Annotated in this window: 21 protein-coding genes, 1 pseudogene and 1 riboswitch; of the genes and pseudogenes, 17 read left to right on the top strand and 5 right to left on the bottom strand. The window is 46.3% G+C overall.

The window, feature by feature from the left end; translation table 11 throughout:
• Positions 1 to 11 precede the first annotated feature (11 nt).
• Entirely contained in the window at positions 12 to 1391 is a 1380-nt protein-coding gene (pdxR, locus tag ADS79_RS29505) for a MocR-like pyridoxine biosynthesis transcription factor PdxR (RefSeq protein WP_049742014.1), read from the bottom strand.
• 122 nt (positions 1392 to 1513) lie between these two features.
• On the opposite strand from pdxR, the gene ADS79_RS29500 reads away from it, so the two are divergent.
• The 5 genes and pseudogenes from ADS79_RS29500 (at position 1514) to ADS79_RS29480 (ending at position 5550) form a co-directional block, all read left to right on the top strand.
• Complete coding sequence (locus ADS79_RS29500) at positions 1514 to 2131, top strand: FMN-binding negative transcriptional regulator (RefSeq protein ID WP_049742013.1); 618 nt, start codon at positions 1514 to 1516, stop codon at positions 2129 to 2131.
• Positions 2132 to 2183: 52 nt separating this feature from the next.
• Positions 2184 to 2724 (top strand): annotated as a pseudogene (locus ADS79_RS29495) (LysE family translocator).
• 30 nt (positions 2725 to 2754) lie between these two features.
• Complete coding sequence (locus tag ADS79_RS29490) at positions 2755 to 3465, top strand: B3/B4 domain-containing protein (protein WP_049742012.1); 711 nt, start codon at positions 2755 to 2757, stop codon at positions 3463 to 3465.
• A gap of 211 nt (positions 3466 to 3676) precedes the next feature.
• The gene (locus tag ADS79_RS29485; protein ID WP_409362415.1) at positions 3677 to 4168 is read left to right on the top strand and encodes a sigma-70 family RNA polymerase sigma factor; all 492 of its coding nucleotides are present in this window, start codon (positions 3677 to 3679) and stop codon (positions 4166 to 4168) included.
• A complete protein-coding gene (locus ADS79_RS29480) occupies positions 4165 to 5550 on the top strand; it encodes a hypothetical protein (RefSeq protein ID WP_049742010.1) in 1386 nt (461 codons plus the stop codon). The genes ADS79_RS29485 and ADS79_RS29480 overlap by 4 nt, the downstream gene beginning before the upstream one ends.
• A gap of 68 nt (positions 5551 to 5618) precedes the next feature.
• On the opposite strand, the gene ADS79_RS29475 is transcribed toward ADS79_RS29480, so the two are convergent.
• Complete coding sequence (locus ADS79_RS29475; RefSeq protein ID WP_049742009.1) at positions 5619 to 6494, bottom strand: dimethylarginine dimethylaminohydrolase family protein; 876 nt, start codon at positions 6492 to 6494, stop codon at positions 5619 to 5621.
• A gap of 187 nt (positions 6495 to 6681) precedes the next feature.
• Between ADS79_RS29475 and ADS79_RS29470 the strand changes: the two genes are divergently transcribed.
• Positions 6682 to 7416: an IclR family transcriptional regulator gene (locus tag ADS79_RS29470; RefSeq protein WP_049742008.1), complete on the top strand. Its 735-nt coding sequence runs from the start codon at positions 6682 to 6684 to the stop codon at positions 7414 to 7416.
• Between the two features lie 110 nt (positions 7417 to 7526).
• Here the strand turns inward: ADS79_RS29470 and ADS79_RS29465 are convergent, their stop codons facing one another.
• On the bottom strand, positions 7527 to 8411 hold the full coding sequence (locus ADS79_RS29465) for a hypothetical protein (protein WP_049742007.1): 885 nt from the start codon (positions 8409 to 8411) through the stop codon (positions 7527 to 7529).
• A gap of 252 nt (positions 8412 to 8663) precedes the next feature.
• Between ADS79_RS29465 and ADS79_RS29460 the strand changes: the two genes are divergently transcribed.
• Positions 8664 to 9542 carry a GNAT family N-acetyltransferase gene (locus ADS79_RS29460; RefSeq protein WP_049742006.1) on the top strand — a complete coding sequence of 293 codons (879 nt, stop codon included), beginning with the start codon at positions 8664 to 8666 and terminating at the stop codon, positions 9540 to 9542.
• Here the strand turns inward: ADS79_RS29460 and ADS79_RS29455 are convergent.
• Entirely contained in the window at positions 9532 to 10812 is a 1281-nt protein-coding gene (locus tag ADS79_RS29455; protein WP_049742005.1) for an ATP-binding protein, read from the bottom strand. The genes ADS79_RS29460 and ADS79_RS29455 overlap by 11 nt on opposite strands.
• Before the next feature lie 204 nt (positions 10813 to 11016).
• A riboswitch (SAM riboswitch) is annotated at positions 11017 to 11143 on the top strand.
• A 110-nt stretch (positions 11144 to 11253) separates the two neighbouring features.
• On the opposite strand from ADS79_RS29455, the gene ADS79_RS29450 reads away from it, so the two are divergent.
• The 9 genes from ADS79_RS29450 to ADS79_RS29410 all read left to right on the top strand — a co-directional run bounded on the left by ADS79_RS29450 (position 11254) and on the right by ADS79_RS29410 (position 19540).
• Positions 11254 to 12255 carry a sugar ABC transporter substrate-binding protein gene (locus ADS79_RS29450; RefSeq protein WP_084766111.1) on the top strand — a complete coding sequence of 334 codons (1002 nt, stop codon included), beginning with the start codon at positions 11254 to 11256 and terminating at the stop codon, positions 12253 to 12255.
• Positions 12256 to 12345: 90 nt separating this feature from the next.
• Entirely contained in the window at positions 12346 to 13836 is a 1491-nt protein-coding gene (locus ADS79_RS29445; RefSeq protein ID WP_049742003.1) for a sugar ABC transporter ATP-binding protein, read from the top strand.
• Between the two features lies 1 nt (position 13837).
• A complete protein-coding gene (locus ADS79_RS29440; protein ID WP_141260923.1) occupies positions 13838 to 14836 on the top strand; it encodes an ABC transporter permease in 999 nt (332 codons plus the stop codon).
• A 137-nt stretch (positions 14837 to 14973) separates the two neighbouring features.
• On the top strand, positions 14974 to 15789 hold the full coding sequence (locus ADS79_RS29435; protein ID WP_049742001.1) for an alpha/beta fold hydrolase: 816 nt from the start codon (positions 14974 to 14976) through the stop codon (positions 15787 to 15789).
• Between the two features lie 139 nt (positions 15790 to 15928).
• Positions 15929 to 16594, top strand: a complete 666-nt coding sequence (locus ADS79_RS29430; protein WP_049742000.1) for a TetR family transcriptional regulator — start codon at positions 15929 to 15931, stop codon at positions 16592 to 16594.
• A 71-nt stretch (positions 16595 to 16665) separates the two neighbouring features.
• On the top strand, positions 16666 to 17409 hold the full coding sequence (gene map / locus ADS79_RS29425; protein ID WP_049741999.1) for a type I methionyl aminopeptidase: 744 nt from the start codon (positions 16666 to 16668) through the stop codon (positions 17407 to 17409).
• Between the two features lie 149 nt (positions 17410 to 17558).
• Positions 17559 to 18113 carry a DNA-3-methyladenine glycosylase I gene (locus ADS79_RS29420; protein ID WP_049741998.1) on the top strand — a complete coding sequence of 185 codons (555 nt, stop codon included), beginning with the start codon at positions 17559 to 17561 and terminating at the stop codon, positions 18111 to 18113.
• Between the two features lie 30 nt (positions 18114 to 18143).
• Positions 18144 to 18620: a DinB family protein gene (locus ADS79_RS29415; protein WP_049741997.1), complete on the top strand. Its 477-nt coding sequence runs from the start codon at positions 18144 to 18146 to the stop codon at positions 18618 to 18620.
• Positions 18621 to 18874: 254 nt separating this feature from the next.
• Entirely contained in the window at positions 18875 to 19540 is a 666-nt protein-coding gene (locus ADS79_RS29410; RefSeq protein ID WP_049742181.1) for a hypothetical protein, read from the top strand.
• 26 nt (positions 19541 to 19566) lie between these two features.
• Here the strand turns inward: ADS79_RS29410 and ADS79_RS29405 are convergent, their stop codons facing one another.
• Entirely contained in the window at positions 19567 to 20016 is a 450-nt protein-coding gene (locus ADS79_RS29405) for a beta-lactamase family protein (RefSeq protein ID WP_236700136.1), read from the bottom strand.
• 472 nt (positions 20017 to 20488) lie between these two features.
• Here ADS79_RS29405 and ADS79_RS29400 point away from each other — a divergent pair, with 472 nt between their 5' ends.
• On the top strand, positions 20489 to 21532 hold the full coding sequence (locus ADS79_RS29400; protein ID WP_049741996.1) for a hypothetical protein: 1044 nt from the start codon (positions 20489 to 20491) through the stop codon (positions 21530 to 21532).
• Positions 21533 to 21576 lie beyond the last annotated feature (44 nt).

The following is a 21576-nucleotide window of genomic DNA, read 5'->3' as shown; positions in this document are numbered from 1 at the left end:
GCTCCGTTTTTCTATAACCAAGCCTTTTTTAGGAGCTTCACACCAAGCTGGATTTCATCAAATGATAGGTTACTGAAACCTAATTTTATGATTGGTTTATCGGTTTTGCTTTTGAGGAAGAAGGGTGAGGTAGGATAGACCTTCACGCCCTGAATGGAAGCTTGTTGGACGAGCCATTCCTCTGAACGCTCCACATGTACTTTGACTAATACATACAGGCCAGATTGCTCACCAATGATAGAAATGCTCTGCTTGAAATGATCCCTTAATACAGAAACGAAGTGCTGCATTTTTCGTTTATAAACAAGCCGCATGCGTTTAATATGGCGATTCCATTCGCCTTCAGCCATAAATTTCGCCATGGCGAATTGGCTGAGTAGGGAAGTGGTGCTCTCGAAATGGGTGAATTGATTTTTGTAACGCTCTAAAAGGGGCTGTGGCAATACCATATAGCTCAAGCGAATTCCTGGAAGAAAGCACTTTGAGAAATTTCCGAGATAGATCACTCGCGTTGAATCGATGGAAGCGAGAGCGGGAAATGGCTGCTGGGTATAGCGAAATTCACTGTCATAATCGTCTTCGATAATATAGCCCTGCCTCTTGTTTGCCCAATGGATAAGCGCATGTCTTTGTTGAATGGGCATGCTGACCCCATACGGACTGTGATGGGACGGGGCCACATAAATGAATCGTGATGTCATCTGCTCTAGATGTGAAAAATCGGCGCCTGTCTCATAGACGGGCAGTGTTTCAAGCGAAAATTGATTTAATTGAAAAGCTTCCCTGGCTCCATCATAACCAGGGTCTTCTACAATGATGCTAGAAAAGTCATGCTTCAGGACCAGGCCGAGATACACAAGCATTTGCCCGGTACTGCTTCCGATAATGATCGCATCTGGATCTGTTCTCACCCCGCGAGACTGGAGTAGATATGCTGCGATCTGTTCACGCAGGCACCATTCGCCAAAAGGCTCCCCGTATCGAAAGCTGTCCTTTTCCGTTAATACTTGATTCGAGATTCTCCTCCATGTTTTTAAAGGGAAGTGCGATTGATCAACGACGTCCGCGCGAAAATCAATACGAGCAGGTGGGACTGACTCTGTTTGCTTGATAGTCGGAGTGCTGTGAGCCTCTTGAAATAATAGGGGTTCTACTTCGTTGACCACATAACCTTTTCGCCCTTCGCCGCGAATATAGCCTTCGGCAACCAGCTGTTCATACGCCATCAATGTAGTATTACGGCTTACCTGTAAGGAATCTGCAAGCTGACGAATAGAGGGCAGTGGCTCGTCCGCCTTGATGTCGCCCTGCTCAATCAAGTACTTGAAATGCTCATAGATTTGTTTGTATTTCGGGGAGCTGTCTGTAAAAGCAAAAATGGTGTTTATCACTTTTTCATCTCCCTGACATGTGAGTTTTTTCTGTATTGTACCTTTATAAATGTCAGCCTGAATACTATCATATCGTGTAACAGATTTTGTTGAGTATCAAAATGTGAATGGAGGAAGGTCAAATGTATATCCCAGAGCATTATGCGATCAAAGATGTAGCTGCTGCCTACCAGGTCATACAGGAGAACAGTTTCGCCACCTTGTTTTCCGTTCATGAAGGAATGCCCGTCGCTACTCATTTACCTCTTATATTGAATATGGAGAAAACGTATTTGTACGGTCATTTTGCCCGTCCTAATCCACAGTGGAAGGATATTCAAAATCAGACAGTCCTAACGGTTTTCCATGGTCCTCATTGCTATATCTCGCCCTCTTGGTATGAGACGAATAAAGCAGTGCCGACGTGGAATTATGTGACCGTTCATGTTTATGGGGAAGTTGAGCTGATCCGGGATGAGCATGAGTTAATGAGCTCCTTGAATGATTTGGTAGTGAAGTACGAAGCTCCTGACAGTCCTTACAAATTGGAGGATGTAGATGCTGAATATCTCGGTGGTATGAACAAAGGTATTCAAGGCTTCAAAATCAAGATCGATCGGATGGAAGGGAAAGTAAAGGCAAGTCAAAACCATTCCTTACATAGACAAGAGCTCGTGATAAAACAGCTGGAACAGAGTCCATTTCAAAACGAGCAGCAAATTGCCTCCTTGATGAAAGCGAATCTGAAAACGAGAGCGTAATGGTGCTTTCAGCTATCATCATGAGCAAAAATACAACAAGGAGTTGGGTTCGATGGAGTTTTCTACGATTTGGCTTTTTATAGTTGCTGCTACTACTTTATTAATCATACCAGGTCCGGCTGTGTTTTATATTATGGCAAGAAGCATCGATCAGGGGAAAAAAGCAGGTCTGGTATCCGTTCTCGGTGTGGCGCTTGGCGGTTCCATTCATGTCTTGGCTGGAGCTATTGGGGTATCTGCAATCCTTATGACCTCAGCAACAGCCTTTCACATCGTAAAATACTTGGGGGCTGCGTATCTTATCTATCTGGGGTGCAAGACGTTATTGTCTAAATCTGAATCGACGACTTCCGCAATTCATTTCACCTACTGATGGATCGGTCTCTGTACAATTTTTGCTTTTAGGAACAATATTTATTATCCTAGCTTTTATTAGTGATGGTCTGTATGCCGTTCTTGCAGCAAGTATTCGAAAGCGGATTGTGGGTAGCAGCGGCAGCAGCGTGAGTTCAAAGGTACTCAATCGGATAACGGGCTATTTCTATATTGCGCTGGGGGTATTCTCCGCGTTTGCGAGCCCCTCCAAAACATAAGGGCAGTGACACCATAAGGAGAGCGATTTTATGACGAGCTTCATCATTGAAGATGATTTTTGGTCGTTATTCCCACAGGCGAAAATAGGCACAGTGATTTGCCAGGGGATTGATAATTCAATCAGGGACGTTGAAATTTACGAGAAGCTGCTGCAGGAGGCAGAGAAGGAAGCGCAAAAATTCTTCAGTCAGGAGGAATTCAGTGCGAACCCAGTCATATCCGTTTGGCGGGAAGCCTTTCAGAAATTCAAGACAAAGAAGGGCGCAAGATGTTCCATTGAAGCTCTATTAAAAAGAGTGAAAAACGGTAATCACATCGGGACAATAAACCCGCTCGTTGACATCTATAATTCCATTTCCTTGCGCTATGGATTTCCAGTTGGTGGAGAGGATATCGATACTTTTGCAGGCGATCTTCGGCTAACGCAGGCAAATGGTAACGAACCGTTTATCCCATTGGGCAGCGATGAAAATGCGTCGCCCTACGAAGGGGAAATTGTTTATAAAGACGATGAAGGGGCAATATGCCGATGCTGGAATTGGCGTGAAGCCCTCAGGACGATGCTTACCGAGCATACGAAGCATGCATTTCTCTGTATAGAATTAGTCGATGAAACAAGAAGTGAAGAGTTTGATTTGGCACTGAAAGAGTTGGCTGATCTCGTGTCCCATCATCTTGGGGGGACTGTAAGGATTGAAGTGCTGGATATGAATCATCGGGAAATGACAATCGTTGGTTAGGAACTTCCAATTGCAGGTGAGAACAAGAAAAACCGCTGTGGAAACAACGGTTTTTTTCGTTTTTCCGCCAGTATCGCTCAATTTGTCACAAACCTGGACGCAGAAGGATCATACCTAGTAGAAACCAATCAATGAGGTGAACAGGTTGAACGGAGTAGAAACAATCCCGGCCAGCTTAGCGACAACCAGGGAGGCGCGGCTAAAATGGCTGATGCAGGAATACGGGGAAAATGTCTTCCATCTCGTCTGCCTCACGGTAAAAAGCCATTCCTTGGCAGAGGATATCACGCAAAACGTATTTATCAAGGCATATCGTCATTTGGACCAGTTTCGCGGGGAGGGTCAGATCAAGCACTGGCTCTACAAAATTGCCATGAATGAATGCAAAAAGCATTTTCGCTCATGGTCCTTTCGCAACATTTTCCCTACAGTAGATGACCATCTGGGCAATCTTCTGGACGGTAAGGCGACGAATCAGGTAGAAGAAGAGATCCTTAGCCGAGTGAAGCGGGATGAGATCGTGGCGTATATTCATTCGCTTGCACCGAAATACAGGCAAGTGATCCTGCTGCACTACTACGAGGACTTGTCCATTCAGGAGGTAGCAGAGATTCTTTCCGTTTCACAGGAGGTCGTCCGTACGAGATTGCACCGCGCCAGAAAGCAATTAAGAGAAAGCATGTCTAAGGGGGTAGAAGGATGAGCGAGGATCGTGTATGGAAAGAGTGGAGCCAATCTGCAAAGCAAGCAGTAAAAGAGCAATATCCGTTTCAATTGCAGCCGCTGGAAACAGAGGTGTTGAAAAAAATCCAGTTGCAAAATCGGCGCAGGCCCTGGAGGATTGCGGCGTGGACCGCAGGTGTGGCTGTTTCTGCTACGTTCTTTTTACAGGTTGTTCAGCCTCTTCATAGAGTAGAGGATCTATTTGGCTTGACAGGGGCGCAACAGTATCCAGCACAATTTGAATGGTCGACACCGGATCAAGGCTTTTCTCAAGCACGAGATCACGGTTATCCAATCTTGCCTGAGATCAAGGTGGAAAAGGACGGCTTCACGTTTCAGCTCAAAGACCTCATGGTCGATCAACGACGTATTACCTATACGCTTTTGGTCTCGGGTGAAAAGCTGGAGGAGATCGTAAGGGATAACGACGAAGACAAAAAGTTTGCGTTACTGTACGGTGGACTAATAGTAAATCTGGGGGAGATGAGTTTGAGGGGAGGGGCTTCGACGGATCTTCAGCCTATCAAAGGCACCAACTATTTTGTCATAAAGGCCAACTATTTGCTGGAGTCACAGAAAATGCGGGAACTGATGAACCAGCCAAATCCTGTACTTCCTGTAGTGATTGAAAGGCAAAACAAGGATAGTAATGAGGTGCTCGCGGAAATACGAGTGCCATTGCCAAAAGCAGTCCTGGCCGCCGAAAAGGTAATTGAGCCGATACAGGGCAGTCATGCAGAAATGGGTGCCGATAAGCTGGTGGACAATCTTTCGGTGAATCAAATTGTAGCAGCTCCCACTATCATGCTGGTAGAGCTGGAGGCAAAGCTCAACAACGGATTCGAGCTGAAACGATTGCAAAATGCTAGGCTTGTAGATGAAAAAGGAAAGGAGTACAGCGCGGTAGATGATACGATCAATCCAAATGTGGAGCGGATATTGGGCACGGACAAATACACGCTCAAGTTTATCCCGTCTCTTTACTTTGCTGACCTTCCAGAGGGGCTGGAGCTGCGTTTTTCTGGAATCGTAGCGAATCGGGAAATGGGAGAGAGCCTTGTACTTGATAGGAATGCCAAGTACCCGCAGGATATCCCATTTGGCAAACAAACCTTGCGTATCCAACAGGTGTACTACAAGGATGATCATCTCTTTATTGTGATCCCGAACAAGGAGCCTGAAGAGATTACGCTCAGAATCGATAATCAAATCTACAAGGATTTCATCATAGCTGATTCATTGGAGACGGTCACTTTTAGCTTTCCAGTAAAGAAAAAAGATAGCTATGAGTTGTGGCTGAGCGGTTTTGAGCGGGAGGAGTCGACTTTCGAGGGTGTCATTCCGATCACGCCCAAAAAGTAGAGGGACTAAAAAAAGCCACTGCGAAAGTGGCTTTTTGTTTGGAAAAAAGCAGAGACGGATTCTAGCAATTAAACGCGCTCTACAGGGCAAGTGAGGCAAGTAGGACCGCCTGTACCCTTGTAGGAAATTTCCTGACCCTCATATTCATACACGGTTGCACCGGCATCGAGGAGCAGCTGCTTGGTTTCCGGGTTGCCTGCAACGACCATGCATACGCGAGGTGCCAAAGCCAGTACGTTGCTGCCGAGATTTTCGTATTCGTGATCGGATACCTCGACCAGCTGGATACCTCTATCAATGAGCAGTTGGCGGAAGAAGACCGGCATCAGCTTGGAATAGACGACTGCGAGATCATGATCGACCATACTGATGACGGACATCAGATGCAGGCACTCTTCTGCGCCACGATCATACGGAAGGGGAACGACGATGACTTCATCTGTGAAGTCCTTCACCATTTCGGTGATTTGCGCGATGGCCGCCTGATTAGTGCGGAAGCCAAGACCGATTGCAAGCGTTTTCTCATCGAGCCAGACCAAGTCGCCGCCATCTGCGAGAGCATCTCCTGACAGCTGACCCAAGATCGGGATGTTGTTTTCTTGCAAAAAAGCTTTGTACGCTTCAGCCTCACCCTGACGAAGCTGCTTTCCGGACTTTAAAAGAATGGCCCCTTTGGAAGTGAACTTTACCGGGTCATGTGCATAGATCGAGTCGAGTCCCGTTTTATCGGATTGCGGAAGGTGCAGCACATTTTCCACGTGATCTCGTAGAATTGCCTCGAATTTTGCATATTCTTCCTGTGCTTTATTCCAGTCGACATGATCTGTATAGTTGAACGTTTTCCAGGATTGATCCAAATGCTCCTGACTGATGAAGGCTTGATTAGGGTGTTTGATGATGACCGTTTTCATCTTTTTGACCATGGATTGGCTGCCTGAGAACATAGTTACCTCCTTTAATTCCACATTGTAGAATAATATTCATATTTCGAAATATTTTTATACTTAGTTTACACACTGTTGTTTCTTACTGTCAATTGCGGAGCATTATTTTTTTGCGATTCACAAAATTGCAGAAAATAGTTTAAGATATGGGTTATAACGGATACAGACAGATAAAGGGGAGATGAGCGTGATCCAATCGTTTGATCGAGCGATGGCGATCGCGACGGCACTTTCGTCGGACGAGCAAAGAAAATGGTGGACGATAAACGATTTATCGAAAGAGTGTCATCTTCCGGTAAGCACCATCTATCGGCTTCTGTACACGTTGATGAAGCATGGGCTTGTGGAGCAGGATGCAGTAGGAAAGCAGTATGCTCTGGGTGTCAAATGGATGGAATTTGGCCTTCGTGTACTAGACCGGATTGATTATCGGAAAGTGATAAAGCCGATGATTGAGGAGCTTGCCAGAGAGGTAGAGGAAAGCGTTTACTTCAGTCAGCCGAGTGGAGTCGAATCCATCATCGTAGATCGTATCGACAGCCAGCACAACATTCGTGTCTATGATCAGCTTGGTTTGCGAATTCCGCTGAATATCGGTGCGGCCAATAAAACGATTCTGGCGAATATGACCACAAATGAGGCGGAGCAAATTCTGCTGCAGTTAATCGAGCAGGAGCACATGCAGCCATTTTTTGAAAAGCTGAAGGAGATTAAGCAACAGGGCTATGCCGTGAGTTTTGGAGAGAGAACAGAAAATACCGCATCCGTAGCGGCTCCTGTTTTTGACTACAATCAAAAAGTAATCGGCGCCTTGAGCATCGGGATTTTGACGTACGATTTAAAAGAAGAGCGTTTGCAATTTTTAATCGAAAAAGTAAAGGAAGTCGCCTGTAAAACGTCACAAAGATTAGGCAGTTACTAGTCTTTCTTCTTTTGTTCATATGTTGGAATTTGTTTTGGTATGTGAAAAAAGAGCGGAAATGTTCTCCGCTCTTTTTCTTTTTGCCGCCTGCTTTCAGGTGGCCAGGGGAATTATTCGTTTTTTAATGCAACCCAATGCTCATAGGAATGGATCGCGATTCCTTTAAAGGATGGATGAACGGACATCAGCTCTGTAAGCCTTGCGAGCATGTGGTTCATGTACGTTTTTCCTTCTTCATAAAAAGACAGATGGTTGCCTTCGTGGCTTTCTTTCGTTTCTACTGCAAGCAGTATGCTTTTGCCCAGCTCATCAGCCCAGGCTATTTCCTCAGTAACTAAAGCAGTGATACTGTTCGAGCCTTCTACACGATCACGGTAAGACATGATTGTGACATGATCGTGCTTGTCGATCAGCCATTTGCTCAAGGCGGTGGTAGAATCGTCCGGCAAAAATACCTTGTCCAGCCAAAAAGGGATGTCACAGCCGATTTCCAGTGCAGGGTCTGTTTGGGCACGTGATGTGTAAGCCTCTACGTTTGCCTTCCACTGTGATACGACGGACGCTTGATCTGTCTTCCATTGTGGTAAAAGATAGGGCTCGATATCAAGATGAATGCCGCTGAATTTTTCCTCGTCTGCAGCAGTTTGATTGTAGGCGAGAACCCAATCTATGAGCGCAATGATTCTGGAGCGATGTGCTTCCAATCCCCACTGCGGGCTTCCTCCCAATGCGTGAACCTTGATTCCTGCCTCGCTCGCTTTTCGAATAAACGTGCGATAGGACTCAGGCTTTTGCGAGAGATCCATTTGCAGGTAGAGGAGATTTACACCTTGCTCCTTGCTGAAGGAGAGAATCTGGTCTGGTTCAGAAGTTATCAGGTTTGTATGCCAGATCCAGGTTGCTTTGATTGGTTTGCTTTCGGTAGAAAAGCCAGTCAAAAATAAGAATAAAGTAACAAGAGCCAGGATCGAAAAAGAACGGGATGTGTACTGCACTTTACGTTTCCCCCAAGATGTCGAGTAATCGTGATGTCCTCGTATGGATAGAGATAGCATTCACTATATTCATATCGGCCAAACGATGTATTTTCATAAGGGCTTTTATAAGGATTTGCTCCTACATGATTTTAAATGAGGGGGATTTTTGCAGGGAAAAAGGAGTGTATTTTTTGATCAAATATATTTTGTTAATTAGAAATTTTTAGTAAAATGATCATAGATACACGATACCTTTCAGGAGGCGATCTGATGCTCACGTTCAAAAGATTTCATGAATGCACGCTAGACGAGGCAGTACAAGCGTACAACCGAGGCTTTGAAGGCTATTATTTTGACCAATCCAAAACGGCAGATACGCTAGCTTTGAAAATGGGGAAGGAGGAGCTGTCCCCTCTCTATTCAGTCCTTGCATTCATGAATGATGAACCTGTGGGCATTGTCCTAAACGGAATTTGGCAACGCAGGGGCAAAAAGGTGGCCTGGAATGGAGGAACCGGAGTGGCCCCAGCCTATCGCAATCAAGGGATTGGTCGGGCATTAATGGAGGAGACACTTCGGATTTACGAGGAGCAAGAGGTAGAGCTTGCGACACTTGTAGCCATCCGCGAAAATGAGAAAGCGATCTCGTTGTATAAAAAGATGGGATTTCAGCTTGTTGATCAGTCGATTTTTCTGGAGAAGAAAGGGAAGCTTCGCTCACTAGATGATGATCGGCACTCACGCTATCGCATCGTGCACGGAATTCCTCATGATGTCTACCAGCTGCCTTTTTGGAAGAACCCTGTCTGGGATATTCAGTGGCAAACGATTGAAAATAAAGAAGCACTCCTCGTCATAGATAACGAGGAGCAGGTAATTGGATATGCATTGTACCGCCGTATTTTTGCGGATGACCAATCCTTGGCGACGATTCTGTTGTTTCACTGCGAGGCTGATCCAAAATGTCAGGATCAGGCTGAAACGATCCGCTACGCTCTCGCACATGTCTTTGCGCCGCTGGATGTTGACTGTCATCGTTTGACGGTGAATCTGCCAGGAAGCAATCTTCCGGTAGTTACGGCCTTGCAGGATGCAGGCTTTGCGCGAATGGCAGAGCAAGTATTTATGACAAAGGTGCTCAAGCAGTAAGATTCGCTTCGACTTTTTCCTGTGCCAGGCATGGAAAAGTAATCGTAAATTTCGTACCAATAAATGGTTCGCTCGTCACTTGAATTGTGCCGCCGATCGAATGGATGACATGATAGGAATAGGTGAGGCCAAGTCCCGTGCCGCTAGATTTGGTAGAGAAATAAATAGAGCCGAGGCGCTGGATTTGTCCCTCATCCATGCCGATTCCGTTGTCTCCGATCAGGAGAATGGCATTTCCTTTTTCTATCAGAATTGACAGCATGACGCGTCCGTTTGGTACGTCAGCGCAAGCCTCAATCGAGTTTTTCACGAAGTTGACCAATACCTGCTTGATCTCATCAGGATTGGCGATGATGGTCACGGGCGTATCAAAAATTTGTACATCCAGCTCCACATTATGCATGTTGGCAAAAGGCAGCATGACTTCCTGAATGACATGGAGCTGCTCGGATACATTGATCGGCTCGTGGCGCTCCTGAAGTGGTTTCGAGATCGATAAGTACTCGGTCAAAATCGATTCGGTTCGCTGGATTTCATCCAGACTGATCTTGATGTACTGTTCGGTTTTGTATGGCTCATTAGGACCCTCCTGCATCAAGCGCAAAAAGCCTTTCACAGCAGTCAGCGGGTTTCGTACTTCATGTGCGAGAGACGCGGCTACATGGCTCATCGCCTGGATTTTTTCATTTTGCGCGTGAATGATAAATAGCTCCTTATCAGCAATCGCTTTGCTAAATAACGACATCAGAAGCCAAATTCCTACTGAATTTTGAAAAGGAATGACAAACACATGATAAGCGAGATGCTGCTTCACATAGGCAGGAAAAAAGAGGTAGGTCAGACCAAGGGCGACAAGGGAAAAGAGAATACCCGCCAGGAACGTATAAAGAGTTTTCCGGTGAGTTTTCTGGTACAGCTTGTAAATCACGACGGAGAGAAGAAAGGTGCACACGAGCATGAGAAGAGCAACTCCCATTCCTTCGCCGCCCAAATAACATCGATAAAGGACAAACTCAAGAACCAAAATCAGTGCAGTCTGCATCCCGCCATAGACGAGCCCAAAAAATAGGATGACATAGCGAATATCAAAAATAATGCCGTCAACCACACTGGACGCAAACGTCATCGCTAGAAAAAGACTGATCGAGCTGGTAATGAGAATAAAAGTTCGGCTGTAATTTTGGAGCTTGTCGCGGTAATATATGTTGTATAAAACAAACGGAGTAAGAGCAAAGAAGAGCTGCAGAATCACTTCTTTTAGTAGGCTCATTGGACATCCCCATACCAGACTGTTTTGGTTATGTATCGTGTCAAAATATTTCGACAAGACACAACACAATTCCTCTCGTTCTTTGGGAGTGCTTCTTGGGCAGAAAGAACCAAAAATTGGTTTAAAAACACCCAGTTGACAGATGGGTAATGGAAGGATTATAGTCTGTATATACTAATACAAACGTTTTGAATATAAGTACAACTCTTATCCAGAGAAGGCTGAGGGAATGGCCCTATGAAGCCCGGCAACCTAGCATGTGAGACGTTTCTCAACTCTTGCAAGCCAAGGTGCTAACTCCAACAGGTAGATGATACCTGACAGATAAGAGGCGGGAATCTTGTTGATTGAAGCCTCTTTCATCTGTTGAAAGAGGCTTTTTTGGTTGCTTTCGCACATAGCTTTAGGCGGAAAAGGAAGAAAAAAAGGGGGATTATGGAGATGAAAAAGAAACTCGGATTGGTAAGCTCAGTAGTGTTGGCACTGTCGGTGGTGTTGACGGCGTGCGGAAGTGGCGGTGCAGGTGGAGCGTCTGGTGACAATGGAAAGAAAATCGCACTGATCATGCGTCAAAACGTAGGTACATTCTCAGCGCAATACATCAACGGTGTAAAAACTGAAGTAGAGAAAAATGGCGGACAATTGACTGTATTCAACGCGGATACTGACCTGGCGAAAATGGCTTCCAACCTTGATGCAGCTGTTAACCAGCATTTTGATGGCATTCTGATCGACCACGGTACAGCAGAAGCGCTGCAACAAGGGACGCAAAAAGCCATTGATAAGAAAATTCCGGTTGTTCTCTTTGACACGGATATCAAATTGCCAGGTGTACCGGTAGTCGAGCAGGACGACAACAAGCTGGCTGAGCTGAGCCTGGAGCAGCTGGCAGCAGATACGAACGGCAAAGGAAACATCGTAAAAATTTGGGTAGCTGGCTTTGCCCCAATGGAAAAACGTCAAGTAACGTATGATGCATTCCAGAAAAAGTACCCGGATATCAAGGAAATTGCAGCGTTCGGTTCAGCAACCAACAATACAGCGCTAGACACTCAAACACAGATGGAAGCGATTCTGAAAAAGTATCCAAACAAGGGTGATATCACAGCAGTTTGGGCAGCATGGGATGAATTCGCCAAAGGTGCAACACGCGCCATTCAACAAGCAGGACGCAACGAAATCAAAGTATATGCAATCGATTTGAGCGATGAAGATTTGCAATTGATTCAAGAGGAAAACTCTCCATGGGCAGCGACCGCAGCGGTTGATCCATCCAACATCGGACGCATCCATGCACAAACCGTTTTCCAAAAAATCAAAGGCGAGCAAGTATCAGACAGCGTGAAGCTGAACCCAGTTCTCGTAAAGCAAGCTGACTTGCCAAAGGATAAAAAAGTAACGATGGGTGATCTGTCCCAATACGTAAACGAGTGGGGCAAGTAAAGCAAGGATCCTCTAAAACGCGGTCGCTCCCTGGTGAGCCGGCCGCGATAGAGGTTTTTTTTAACATAAATTCCGGGGGAGGTGTAAAACATGTCTACCTTGCATATGAAAGGGATCGTAAAGCAATTCTCCGGTGTTCCGGCACTTCGATCGGTTCAGTTTGAAGTAAAGGCTGGCGAGGTTCACGCGCTGCTCGGAGCGAATGGAGCGGGGAAAAGCACGCTGATGAAAATTCTCACAGGCGCTTATCAGGCAGATGGAGGAACGATTTCCATAGATGGCCAAGAGGTGACGATTCAATCACCACAGGATGCCAAGGCGCTGGGAATCCAGTGTGTATACCAGGAGGTCGATACGGCACTCGTTCCCTATTTAAGCGTGGCGGAAAATATCTTACTGGATCAGCTTGTATCGTCCAAGAAAAAGGGACTCATCAACTGGCAGAGCTTGTACGCGGAGTCGGAAAGGATTTTGCAGGGCTTCGGGTTTTCGATCCCTGTAAAAATGCTGGTGGAGCAATGTACCCTGTCAGAAAAACAGCTGATTTTGATTGCTCGCGCTACAGTCCAAAAAGCGAAATACGTCATTTTCGACGAGCCGACAGCGCCTTTAAGCACCAAGGAAAGTGAACGGCTGTTTCAAATCATCGCACAGCTAAAAAGCGCCGGAGTAGGAATCATTTATATTTCCCATCGATTGCCGGAGATTTTTGAAATCTGTGATCGGATCACCATCATGCGGGACGGTCAGGGCGTCATTACGACAGAAACAGCAGCGACGAACATGGATGAAGTGATCTCGCACATGCTGGGCAAAAGCTTTTCTGAGGAGTTCCCCAAAGTTGAGGTGCCGATAGGGGAAACCGTTTTCGAGGCCAAGGCTGTAGCAGGGGGCAAGGTTCGCAGGGCCGATTTGCATGTGAAGCAAGGCGAAATTGTGGGTGTGGTCGGACTTGTGGGAGCGGGGAAGACAGAGCTTGCCCGCTTGTTGTTCGGGGCAGATAGTATGGAGGCAGGGGAGATCAGCTTAAAGGGAAAGCAAGTAAGATTGGCCTCTCCCAAGGATGCTGTTGATGCAGGGATCGTACTTGTGCCGGAGGAAAGACGGAAGGAAGGGATTTTTGTAGAGGAATCCGTCAACCACAACCTGTCGGTAGCCACTTTGGCCAGCTTTTCACCACTTGGCTTTATCCGTAAAGGAATCGAATCCAGACAGGCGAAGGATTTGGTGCAGAAGCTGGGTGTGAAAACAGCAGATATTGCCCAATTAGTCGGTCATCTCAGCGGTGGAAATCAGCAAAAGGTCGCAATCGGGAAATGGCTGAACACGGATTCAAGCATTTTTATGTTCGATGAGCCGACCAAAGGGGTAGATATTGGCGCCAAGAGCGACATTTATCGTTTGATCGGGAAACTGGCGGAGCAAGGAAAGGGAGTTTTGTACTTTTCTTGCGAGTTTCAGGAAGTGATCGGGATTGCTGACCGGATTCTCGTCATGTTTGAGGGGAAAATCGTCAAAGAGCTGAGTCGTGACGAGGTGACCCAAGAGCTGATTATGTATTATGCAAGCGGAGGTGAGTAGCGTGGAAGGAAAGAAATTTAGCTTGTTTGATTTTGTTTATAAATACGGTACGGTCTCAGTTATCGTCATCGTCATGCTGCTATTCAGCCTCACCAACCCGTACTTCTTTACGTATGACAACATCACTGATATCCTTCGTTCGATTTCGATTGTGACGTTTGTAGCGATTGGGGTTACTTTCTCGCTTATCGTTGGGGGCTTCGACCTTTCCGTAGGCTCGACAGTTTCTCTGACGACTGTCGTATCCGCGTCCATGATGGTGTGGTATGAGCAGGGCGTGTTTGCAACATTGGTCATTCCGATTGCCCTCAGCCTGCTGGTTGGCTTGATCAATGCTTTCCTGGTTGTAAAGATTCGGATTCCTGATCTGCTTGCCACCCTGGCGATGCTGTACATTGTAAACGGTATTCATATGACGTATTCCAAAGGGTATTCGATTTACGCAAACATGCCGATGACTGATGGAACAACAGCGCCTGGAAAATTCGACGAATGGTTCCTCTGGCTGGGTCAGGGGAAAATCCTTTCGCTGCCCGTTCCTGTTATATTAACGTTTTTGCTTGTTGTGATTACCCATGTATATTTAACGTATACGAGACAGGGACGGATGCTGTACATGACAGGGGGCAATCTGGAAGCCGCGCGCTTGTCCGGTATTCCAGTGAATCGCTATCGGACACTGGCGTATGTACTGTCTGCCTTATTCGCGGGGCTGGGTGGAATGCTACTCGCAGCACGGATCGGTACCGGACAAGTAAGCAGTGGCGGTTCGATGCTGATGGATGCGGTAGCTGCGGCGTTCGTCGGATTCTCCGTCTTTGGTGCAGGTAAGCCAAACGTTTTTGGTACCTTCGTTGGAGCGATTCTCATCGGGGTCCTGCTCAATGGTATGACGATGCTGAATCTACCTTATTATGCGTACGATATTATCAAAGGGACCGTGCTTGCGCTGGCATTGGCCGTCACGTATTACCAGCTGCGTCGGAAAAGAAAGGCGTAGCAGGCTTCTTATAGTGAAAGAGAGATGGGCCGTCAATGAGAGCTTTGGCGGTCTTTTTCTTCGTCGTTTTTTCAATAATATGGTAACACTTTCACTCTTGACATCCCTCCGATATAATACGGTGAGGGGGAATATAAGTGATTCATTATAAGACATACATACGTGGTGAAAATAATGAATGGGTCACCTTTGTTCATGGGGCAGGGGGAAGCTCATCCATTTGGTATAAACAGATCAAATCCTACAAAGAGAATTTCAATATTCTCCTCGTCGATCTGCGCGGGCATGGCAAATCAAAAAACATCAAGCGCAAGCTGTTCAAGGACTATACCTTTGCGGATGTAAGCAGAGATGTCATTGATGTTCTGAATCATCTGCGTATTACATCGACTCATTTTGTAGGCATATCGCTTGGTACGATCATTGTTCAGATGATTGCTGAAAAGGAGCCGGAAAAGATCCGCTCCATGGTTTTGGCAGGAGCTGTGACCAGACTTAATTTCCGTTCGCAAATGTTGATTACGCTGGGGAATCTGGTCAAACATATCGTTCCGTACATGTGGCTTTACCGCTTGTTTGCTTGGGTGATCATGCCGAGCGAAAGACATCGTGAATCTCGCTCGCTATTTGTCAGAGAAGCGAAAAAGCTATGCCAAAAGGAATTTAAAAGATGGTTTAAGCTGACGAGAGGCGTCAATTCCTTCCTGAATGTACTGCTGGCAAAAGAGCCTCCGATACCAACGATCTTCATCATGGGCGACGAGGACTACATGTTTTTGCCTTCTGTGCAGACGCGGGTAAGTCAGCGCAAGTACGCAGAGCTGAGTCTGGTGGCGAATTCCGGTCATGTCGTCAATGTGGACCAGCCTGACGAGTTTAATCGTATTTCGATTGGGTTTATTCAAAAGCAGGCTAAGCGTAAGCAGCACGTATACACGATGAATTTAGCCTGATGGCTTGATGGGATAATCATGGAACAATGATGCACAAGAACCGCAGTACAAAGGCTGGGGTTCTTTTTTGTACCCCTAAACAATCCCAATTGTAAAAAGGTATAATGATGGACAAGACTACGAAAAGGACGGGAATGGGATGGCGAGAAGTCAGCTGCAAATCAAGCGCATGCTCCAGTATTTTGTGGATGCAACCGTCGAGATTATCGAAGAGGAAGGAATCGAGCAGGTCAGTGCCAGAAAAATTGGACAAAAGGCGGGATATACAGGCTCTACGATTTATAACTATTTTGAAGAGCTGTCTCACCTGATTTTTTTCGCTTCGATGCGATTTGCAACGGGATACTTGCAAGAGCTTCCTGACTATTTGGAGCGGGGACAGACGTATTTGGAGAAATACGTTTTGAGCTGGGAGTGCTTTTGCAAGCATTCTTTTGCCCAGCCTCAGATCTATCACGCCCTGTTCATCGCGGATTTGGGAAAGAAGCCAGAGGATATTTTGGCGCACTATTTCTCCATTTACTCCAGCGATTTGATTGGATTGACCGAGGAGATCAAGCCGCTGCTGTACAATCCTGATCTGACCTCTCGCAGCTTGGCGCTTTTGAAGCTCGCGAAAAAGGAACGGGAGCTCGATGATCAGACGATTGCCGATGTGAATGAAATGACTGTCCTCATGTGGGAAGGCATGCTGACTACAATATTAAATAAACGCAGAGAGATGGACCCAGAGGAAGCGGTAGATAAAACAATGAAGCACATTCGAAACGCGATGATAATCCTTGAGAACAGCGATCCGAGGTAACAATGGAGTTGCAATCATAGTCGTTTTTGTATATAAGAGGGTATATATTCATTTGTCGAGGAGGTATGTAAATGTCCATTCAAAATGAACAGGATTTAATTAGCTTGCAACGCATTGGGAGAATTGTGGCTGAAGCGCGGGAAACCATGATCAAGGCAGTGCGAGTCGGTATGACGACGAAAGAATTGGATCAGATCGGTCAGCAAATATTGGAGCAGCATGGTGCCAAATCAGCACCGCGTAAAGAGTACAATTTTCCTGGCTACACCTGCATCAGTGTGAATCATGTAGTCGCACACGGGATTCCGGATGGTACTGTGCTCAAGGAAGGCGATGTCATCAATGTAGATGTATCTGCTGAGCTGGACGGATACTATGCGGATACGGGAGCTTCAATTGTCGTGGGGGCAGCCGATGAAAGGAAGCAATCGTTGTGCAAATGCGCTGAAGACTCGCTGCACAAAGCGCTTGAATCAGCCAAGGCAGGCTCAAAAATGAGTCAGATCGGACGTATTGTTCATAATGAAGCGCGGAAAAATGGCTTTACGGTAGTGAAGAATTTGACAGGTCATGGCATTGGAAAAAGTCTTCATGAGGAGCCTGATCATATCCTGAATTACTACGACAAGATGGATAAGCGCTTGTTAACAGAGGGGCTAGTTCTGGCAGTAGAAACGTTCATTTCCACCGGAACCGAGTACGTCGATGATGGACGGGACGGCTGGGCGCTGGTAACACCGGACAAGAGCTACGTCGCGCAATATGAGCATACGATTGTCATAACAAAAGACAAACCGATCATTTTAACAGCTTGATGATCGCATGAAATAGGAAGGGACCTCAGACGTCTGGGGTCTTTTTTTGTTAGCCAAAAGACTTACTAGAAAAACTTGCAGAATAGACAAAGTTTGTATATGATCTAAATAAGAATATATGTTCGTAATTGACGGGAGGGATGTTTCGAATGAATCGCTGCGGCTGGGTAAATCAAGACCCTTTATATATGGATTATCATGACAATGAATGGGGCGTGCCCATTTACGACGATCGTCTCCTCTTTGAATTTTTGAATTTAGAAGGTGCACAAGCTGGATTGAGCTGGTATACCATTTTGAAAAAAAGAGAGAACTACCGACGGGCGTTTGATCAATTTGATCCGGAAAGGATTATTCACTACGATGAGCAAAAAATTGAGGAATTGCTACAGGATGAGGGGATTGTGCGCAATCGTTTAAAGGTTCGAGCGGTCGTCACGAATGCCAAAGCTTATTTTAAGGTCGTCGAGGAATTTGGCTCTTTTAGCAGCTACATCTGGTCATTCGTAGGCGGCAAACCAATTCACAATCATTTTCAGGAAATGAAGGACGTACCGGCCTCCACCGAGACCAGTGACAAGCTCAGCAAGGATTTGAAAAAGCGTGGCTTTACCTTTGTGGGTACAACGATATGCTATGCCTTTATGCAGGCAGTCGGCATGGTGAACGATCATGTCGCAACATGCGACTGCTATCAACAATAGGAAGTGCGAGAATAGAGAGGAGGGAATGGCATGAATGAGAATGACCTGCTTATTTTGAACTTTGAGGAAGTCAGACGTAGAAGCATCAAGGTGTGGAGAAGCATTCCGAGCGACCTGTTGAACTGGAAACCGGATGATAAAGCATTTACGTGTGCAGAAATGATTCGTCATGTAATCGAGGGAGAATTTCTTTATCATCAGATTCTGATCCATCGAGGCAGTGCAGCATTATCAGCCATTCCCAATCCTTTTGAAACAAAGGAATTTACGACAGTGGACGAGGATTTGCGGTTTGCCGCGCCATTTCGTGAAGAGTTTTTGAAATACGTGAAAACATTGACGAAAAGCGATCTGGAAAGCATTCGGATTGATCGTTCCGAGGTGGGGTATGTTCGTACTTTGGGGGACATGCTTCTGCGTATCGCTTATCATGAATCCGTCCATACCGGGCAGCTGTTGGATTATATGCGCACGATGAGAATCGAATGTCCGAATATCTGGGACTAATTAGCGCACTCATAAAAAGAAGAACAGAGTCAGAGCTTCTGTTGAAAGACAGGGGTACTGGCTCTTTTTTGTGTCTTTTGGGTATTTGTTGCACCTCCTTGTATTTTTGCAAAGAAATGGTAGAAATATCTTGAACATTGATCGTTAGTATGAGATACTTGTACTAATAATACGAACAAACGTTCCTTTCATACGATACATGGAATACCCGATAGATGCTTTAATAAGGAGGAATTGCAATGGCACAAGCGACACTGCTCAGTAAGGATGTACTAATGGAAGCGGTATGTGAAGGATGTCCGGCTACGTGCTGGGGGAAAAAATCCCATTGCCAGGTCCATGATAAGCATGTTGGAAAAATAGAAGCTTGCCCGGAGTGGGACAAGTACATGCAGGATCAAAAGCGAACAGAGAGCGCGCCGGAGAAACAGCGAGTCCCATACATGAAAACAGATAGCTTTAGTCGTGTGAACGAAGAAGAGCCAACTCTGGAGATTGTCCAGAAAACCGAGGATGAAATTCGCGACTATCATTACATGCTGATCGAGGTTGTTCGCATCCAGCGCTATTTGCGTGAAGCAGGTGAGGGGATGGTCGGACAGTACGGTCTGGAAGCAGCATTGCCAAAGGGAAAAGGGAGCAATGGAGACAAGACTCATGCAGAAGTAGTGCGCCGGGAACGCAAGTGGAAAAGGCTGCAAAATCTCCAGGAGAAAATCGAGCGGATCAACAAGGCTGTGGAAACAATTCCGGGTGAGCAGGAGCGTTTGATCGTCGAAGCGCTTTTGGACGGAGACAAAAACAACCTGATTGCCAAAGAGATCGGCGTTTCCCGGCAGCGTTACTACGAGATCAAGCGAAGCGCGGTACTGAAAATGGCACGGGCCATGTACGGAAACAGATTTCAACAGATCGGGTGATGGACGGAAAGGCTAGGCTTGCTAGATTAGAGGCAGTCGTACACAGCCTTTCGCAAGGCAAGCTCTCTCGGCTCGTTTGCCATTCCGAAGCCATGTTTATTCATGGCATATGCATAGCCCAGCTTCTCATCTGGGTCGGCAAAGCAAAACGAGCCTCCTGCGCCCGGATGACCAAATGCGCTTTCACTCCTGCCAAATTTCAGACCGGAAAAGGGCTTCCAGAATCCTAGAGAATAGGCGATATTCATGCAATTGACATGGTCATAGTAGCCTTCCTGCGGAGATATAGCCGGGTTGTGCAATTCCTTCAAGGTGCATTCCTTCAATCCTAGTACTTCAGCTCGACTCGCAAATGCGGCGTAGATTTTGGCCATCGAACGCACTTGTCCGATCCCATTACCAGAGGGGAATTCAATCGAGAGCATCGGGCGATGGTTAAAATGGTGATTGGCAACAAGCTTTTTTGGGTCGACCAAGCTTCGCGCTACCAAAGAGGTAGGGCTGAGAAACCCGAGCAGCATTTTTCCTGGTAGTCGTGTAATGCCCTTCATTAGTTGAAGCGGAGATGGACTGACAGTGGTTTACACAACCTGACACATGCGTGACTTTTGCCTTTATTTACCATTATTGAGTTATACTTGAGTCAAGCGAAGTGAATAGAAGAGTAGCACAAAGCCATCCGGGAGTTTTTCGGGTGGTTTTTTTGTGCAGAGCGGAAGTGCCTGGCGAGCAAGGAAACAGGCGATAGGCCGCATATTTTGCGAGTTTAAGGCGTATGTCCACTCGCTCCTTGCTCGGCGGGCATGGCTCGCTAATTCGGTCGAGAGGGTGATGGTTTGGAGATGAAAAATGGACGCTGGTTGGGCTAATAGGCTCAGAACATCGTTCCATCACAGAGTCTTGATCAGAAGCTCGTAATCTACGAATGGAAAGGAGAAATAATAAAGGATGGGAATTATGGTCAACGCATCTACACCGGGTGATTCATTTACAAATGCAATTGTCGTGTCCGGCACCTCAGCAAGCGGAACGTTAAGCGACACGAAGGACTTGTTTTTCAAGTATACGGCTCCTCGCACTGCCAGCTACTTTTTTACTACTGCATCTGGCTTCGATGCTTATTTGCAAGTTATCGACACAAATCAGGTAACGGTTCTTGGCGCAGATGACGACAGTGCAGGTGGAAATCAGCCGAAAGTGATTGTCCCGTTAACAGCGGGGAAAGTAGTCTTTTTGAAAGTTTTTGGGTACAACCATTTGGCAGGTAAATTCGGACCAGTAACATTGAATATTGCCGAGGCTTCCGCTGGTACTGCTCCAGGCACTGTCTCCATGGCTGTCGCTTCTCCAACGACAAATTCGCTGACACTGACCTACTCTGCAACGGGTGCGACATCCTACGATATTTACCGCAACGGTGCAATAATTGCCACAGGACGCACAGCAACTACGTTTACCGATCCAAATCTATCACCGCTTTCGACATACACCTACTATGTATTAGCTCGTAATTCATATGGGTCGGCTACAAGTCTAAGCAGAGCGGGTACGACCACAGCCAAAACGGGTCCAGATCCGGTAACGATCTTCGAAGGGTTTGAAGGAAGCACCTATGCATTTACCTTTACCGGAGATTGGGCTGATTCCAAAGCGGAAGCATCTACTGGGACATGGAGTCGCAAGAGTAAAGCCATCACGCACAAGGAAACATCGACCATGCAGTTTAAACCGTACATCCCGAGCAAGTATGCACAAACACCAACGTTGAAGTTCGATTACTTCGTCAGCTCCGAAGCTACTTACGATTATTTGGAGGTGCTGCTTGATGGAGTAAGCAAGCTGAAAGCGTCAGGGGAAACGGGCTGGGTGAAGGACTTTACGATCACGCTTGGTACAGGGGAACAGACCGTGACGTTTAATTACGTGAAGGATAACTCCACATCAAAAGGACAGGATTGTGCGTATGTGGATAATATTCGGGTGAGTTATTGAGATGGGTGAATGGTGGGGTTTTTGAGGGGGATACGGTGACATTG

Origin of the sequence: Brevibacillus reuszeri (assembly GCF_001187725.1) — a bacterium.
Classification (GTDB): Bacteria; Bacillota; Bacilli; order Brevibacillales; family Brevibacillaceae; genus Brevibacillus; species Brevibacillus reuszeri.
This window is presented reverse-complemented; position numbering and strand designations above follow the sequence as displayed.

Bases quoted from the DNA above. Each gene is read 5' to 3' on its own strand.
- ADS79_RS29500 (WP_049742013.1), top strand. From the start codon at position 1,514: ATGTATATCCCAGAGCATTATGCGATCAAAGATGTAGCTGCTGCCTAC.
- ADS79_RS29490 (WP_049742012.1), top strand. From the start codon at position 2,755: ATGACGAGCTTCATCATTGAAGATGATTTTTGGTCGTTATTCCCACAG.
- ADS79_RS29485 (WP_409362415.1), top strand. From the start codon at position 3,677: ATGCAGGAATACGGGGAAAATGTCTTCCATCTCGTCTGCCTCACGGTA.
- ADS79_RS29480 (WP_049742010.1), top strand. From the start codon at position 4,165: ATGAGCGAGGATCGTGTATGGAAAGAGTGGAGCCAATCTGCAAAGCAA.
- ADS79_RS29475 (WP_049742009.1), bottom strand. From the start codon at position 6,494: ATGTTCTCAGGCAGCCAATCCATGGTCAAAAAGATGAAAACGGTCATC.
- ADS79_RS29460 (WP_049742006.1), top strand. From the start codon at position 8,664: ATGCTCACGTTCAAAAGATTTCATGAATGCACGCTAGACGAGGCAGTA.
- ADS79_RS29455 (WP_049742005.1), bottom strand. From the start codon at position 10,812: ATGAGCCTACTAAAAGAAGTGATTCTGCAGCTCTTCTTTGCTCTTACT.
- ADS79_RS29450 (WP_084766111.1), top strand. From the start codon at position 11,254: ATGAAAAAGAAACTCGGATTGGTAAGCTCAGTAGTGTTGGCACTGTCG.
- ADS79_RS29445 (WP_049742003.1), top strand. From the start codon at position 12,346: ATGTCTACCTTGCATATGAAAGGGATCGTAAAGCAATTCTCCGGTGTT.
- ADS79_RS29430 (WP_049742000.1), top strand. From the start codon at position 15,929: ATGGCGAGAAGTCAGCTGCAAATCAAGCGCATGCTCCAGTATTTTGTG.
- map (WP_049741999.1), top strand. From the start codon at position 16,666: ATGTCCATTCAAAATGAACAGGATTTAATTAGCTTGCAACGCATTGGG.
- ADS79_RS29420 (WP_049741998.1), top strand. From the start codon at position 17,559: ATGAATCGCTGCGGCTGGGTAAATCAAGACCCTTTATATATGGATTAT.
- ADS79_RS29415 (WP_049741997.1), top strand. From the start codon at position 18,144: ATGAATGAGAATGACCTGCTTATTTTGAACTTTGAGGAAGTCAGACGT.
- ADS79_RS29400 (WP_049741996.1), top strand. From the start codon at position 20,489: ATGGGAATTATGGTCAACGCATCTACACCGGGTGATTCATTTACAAAT.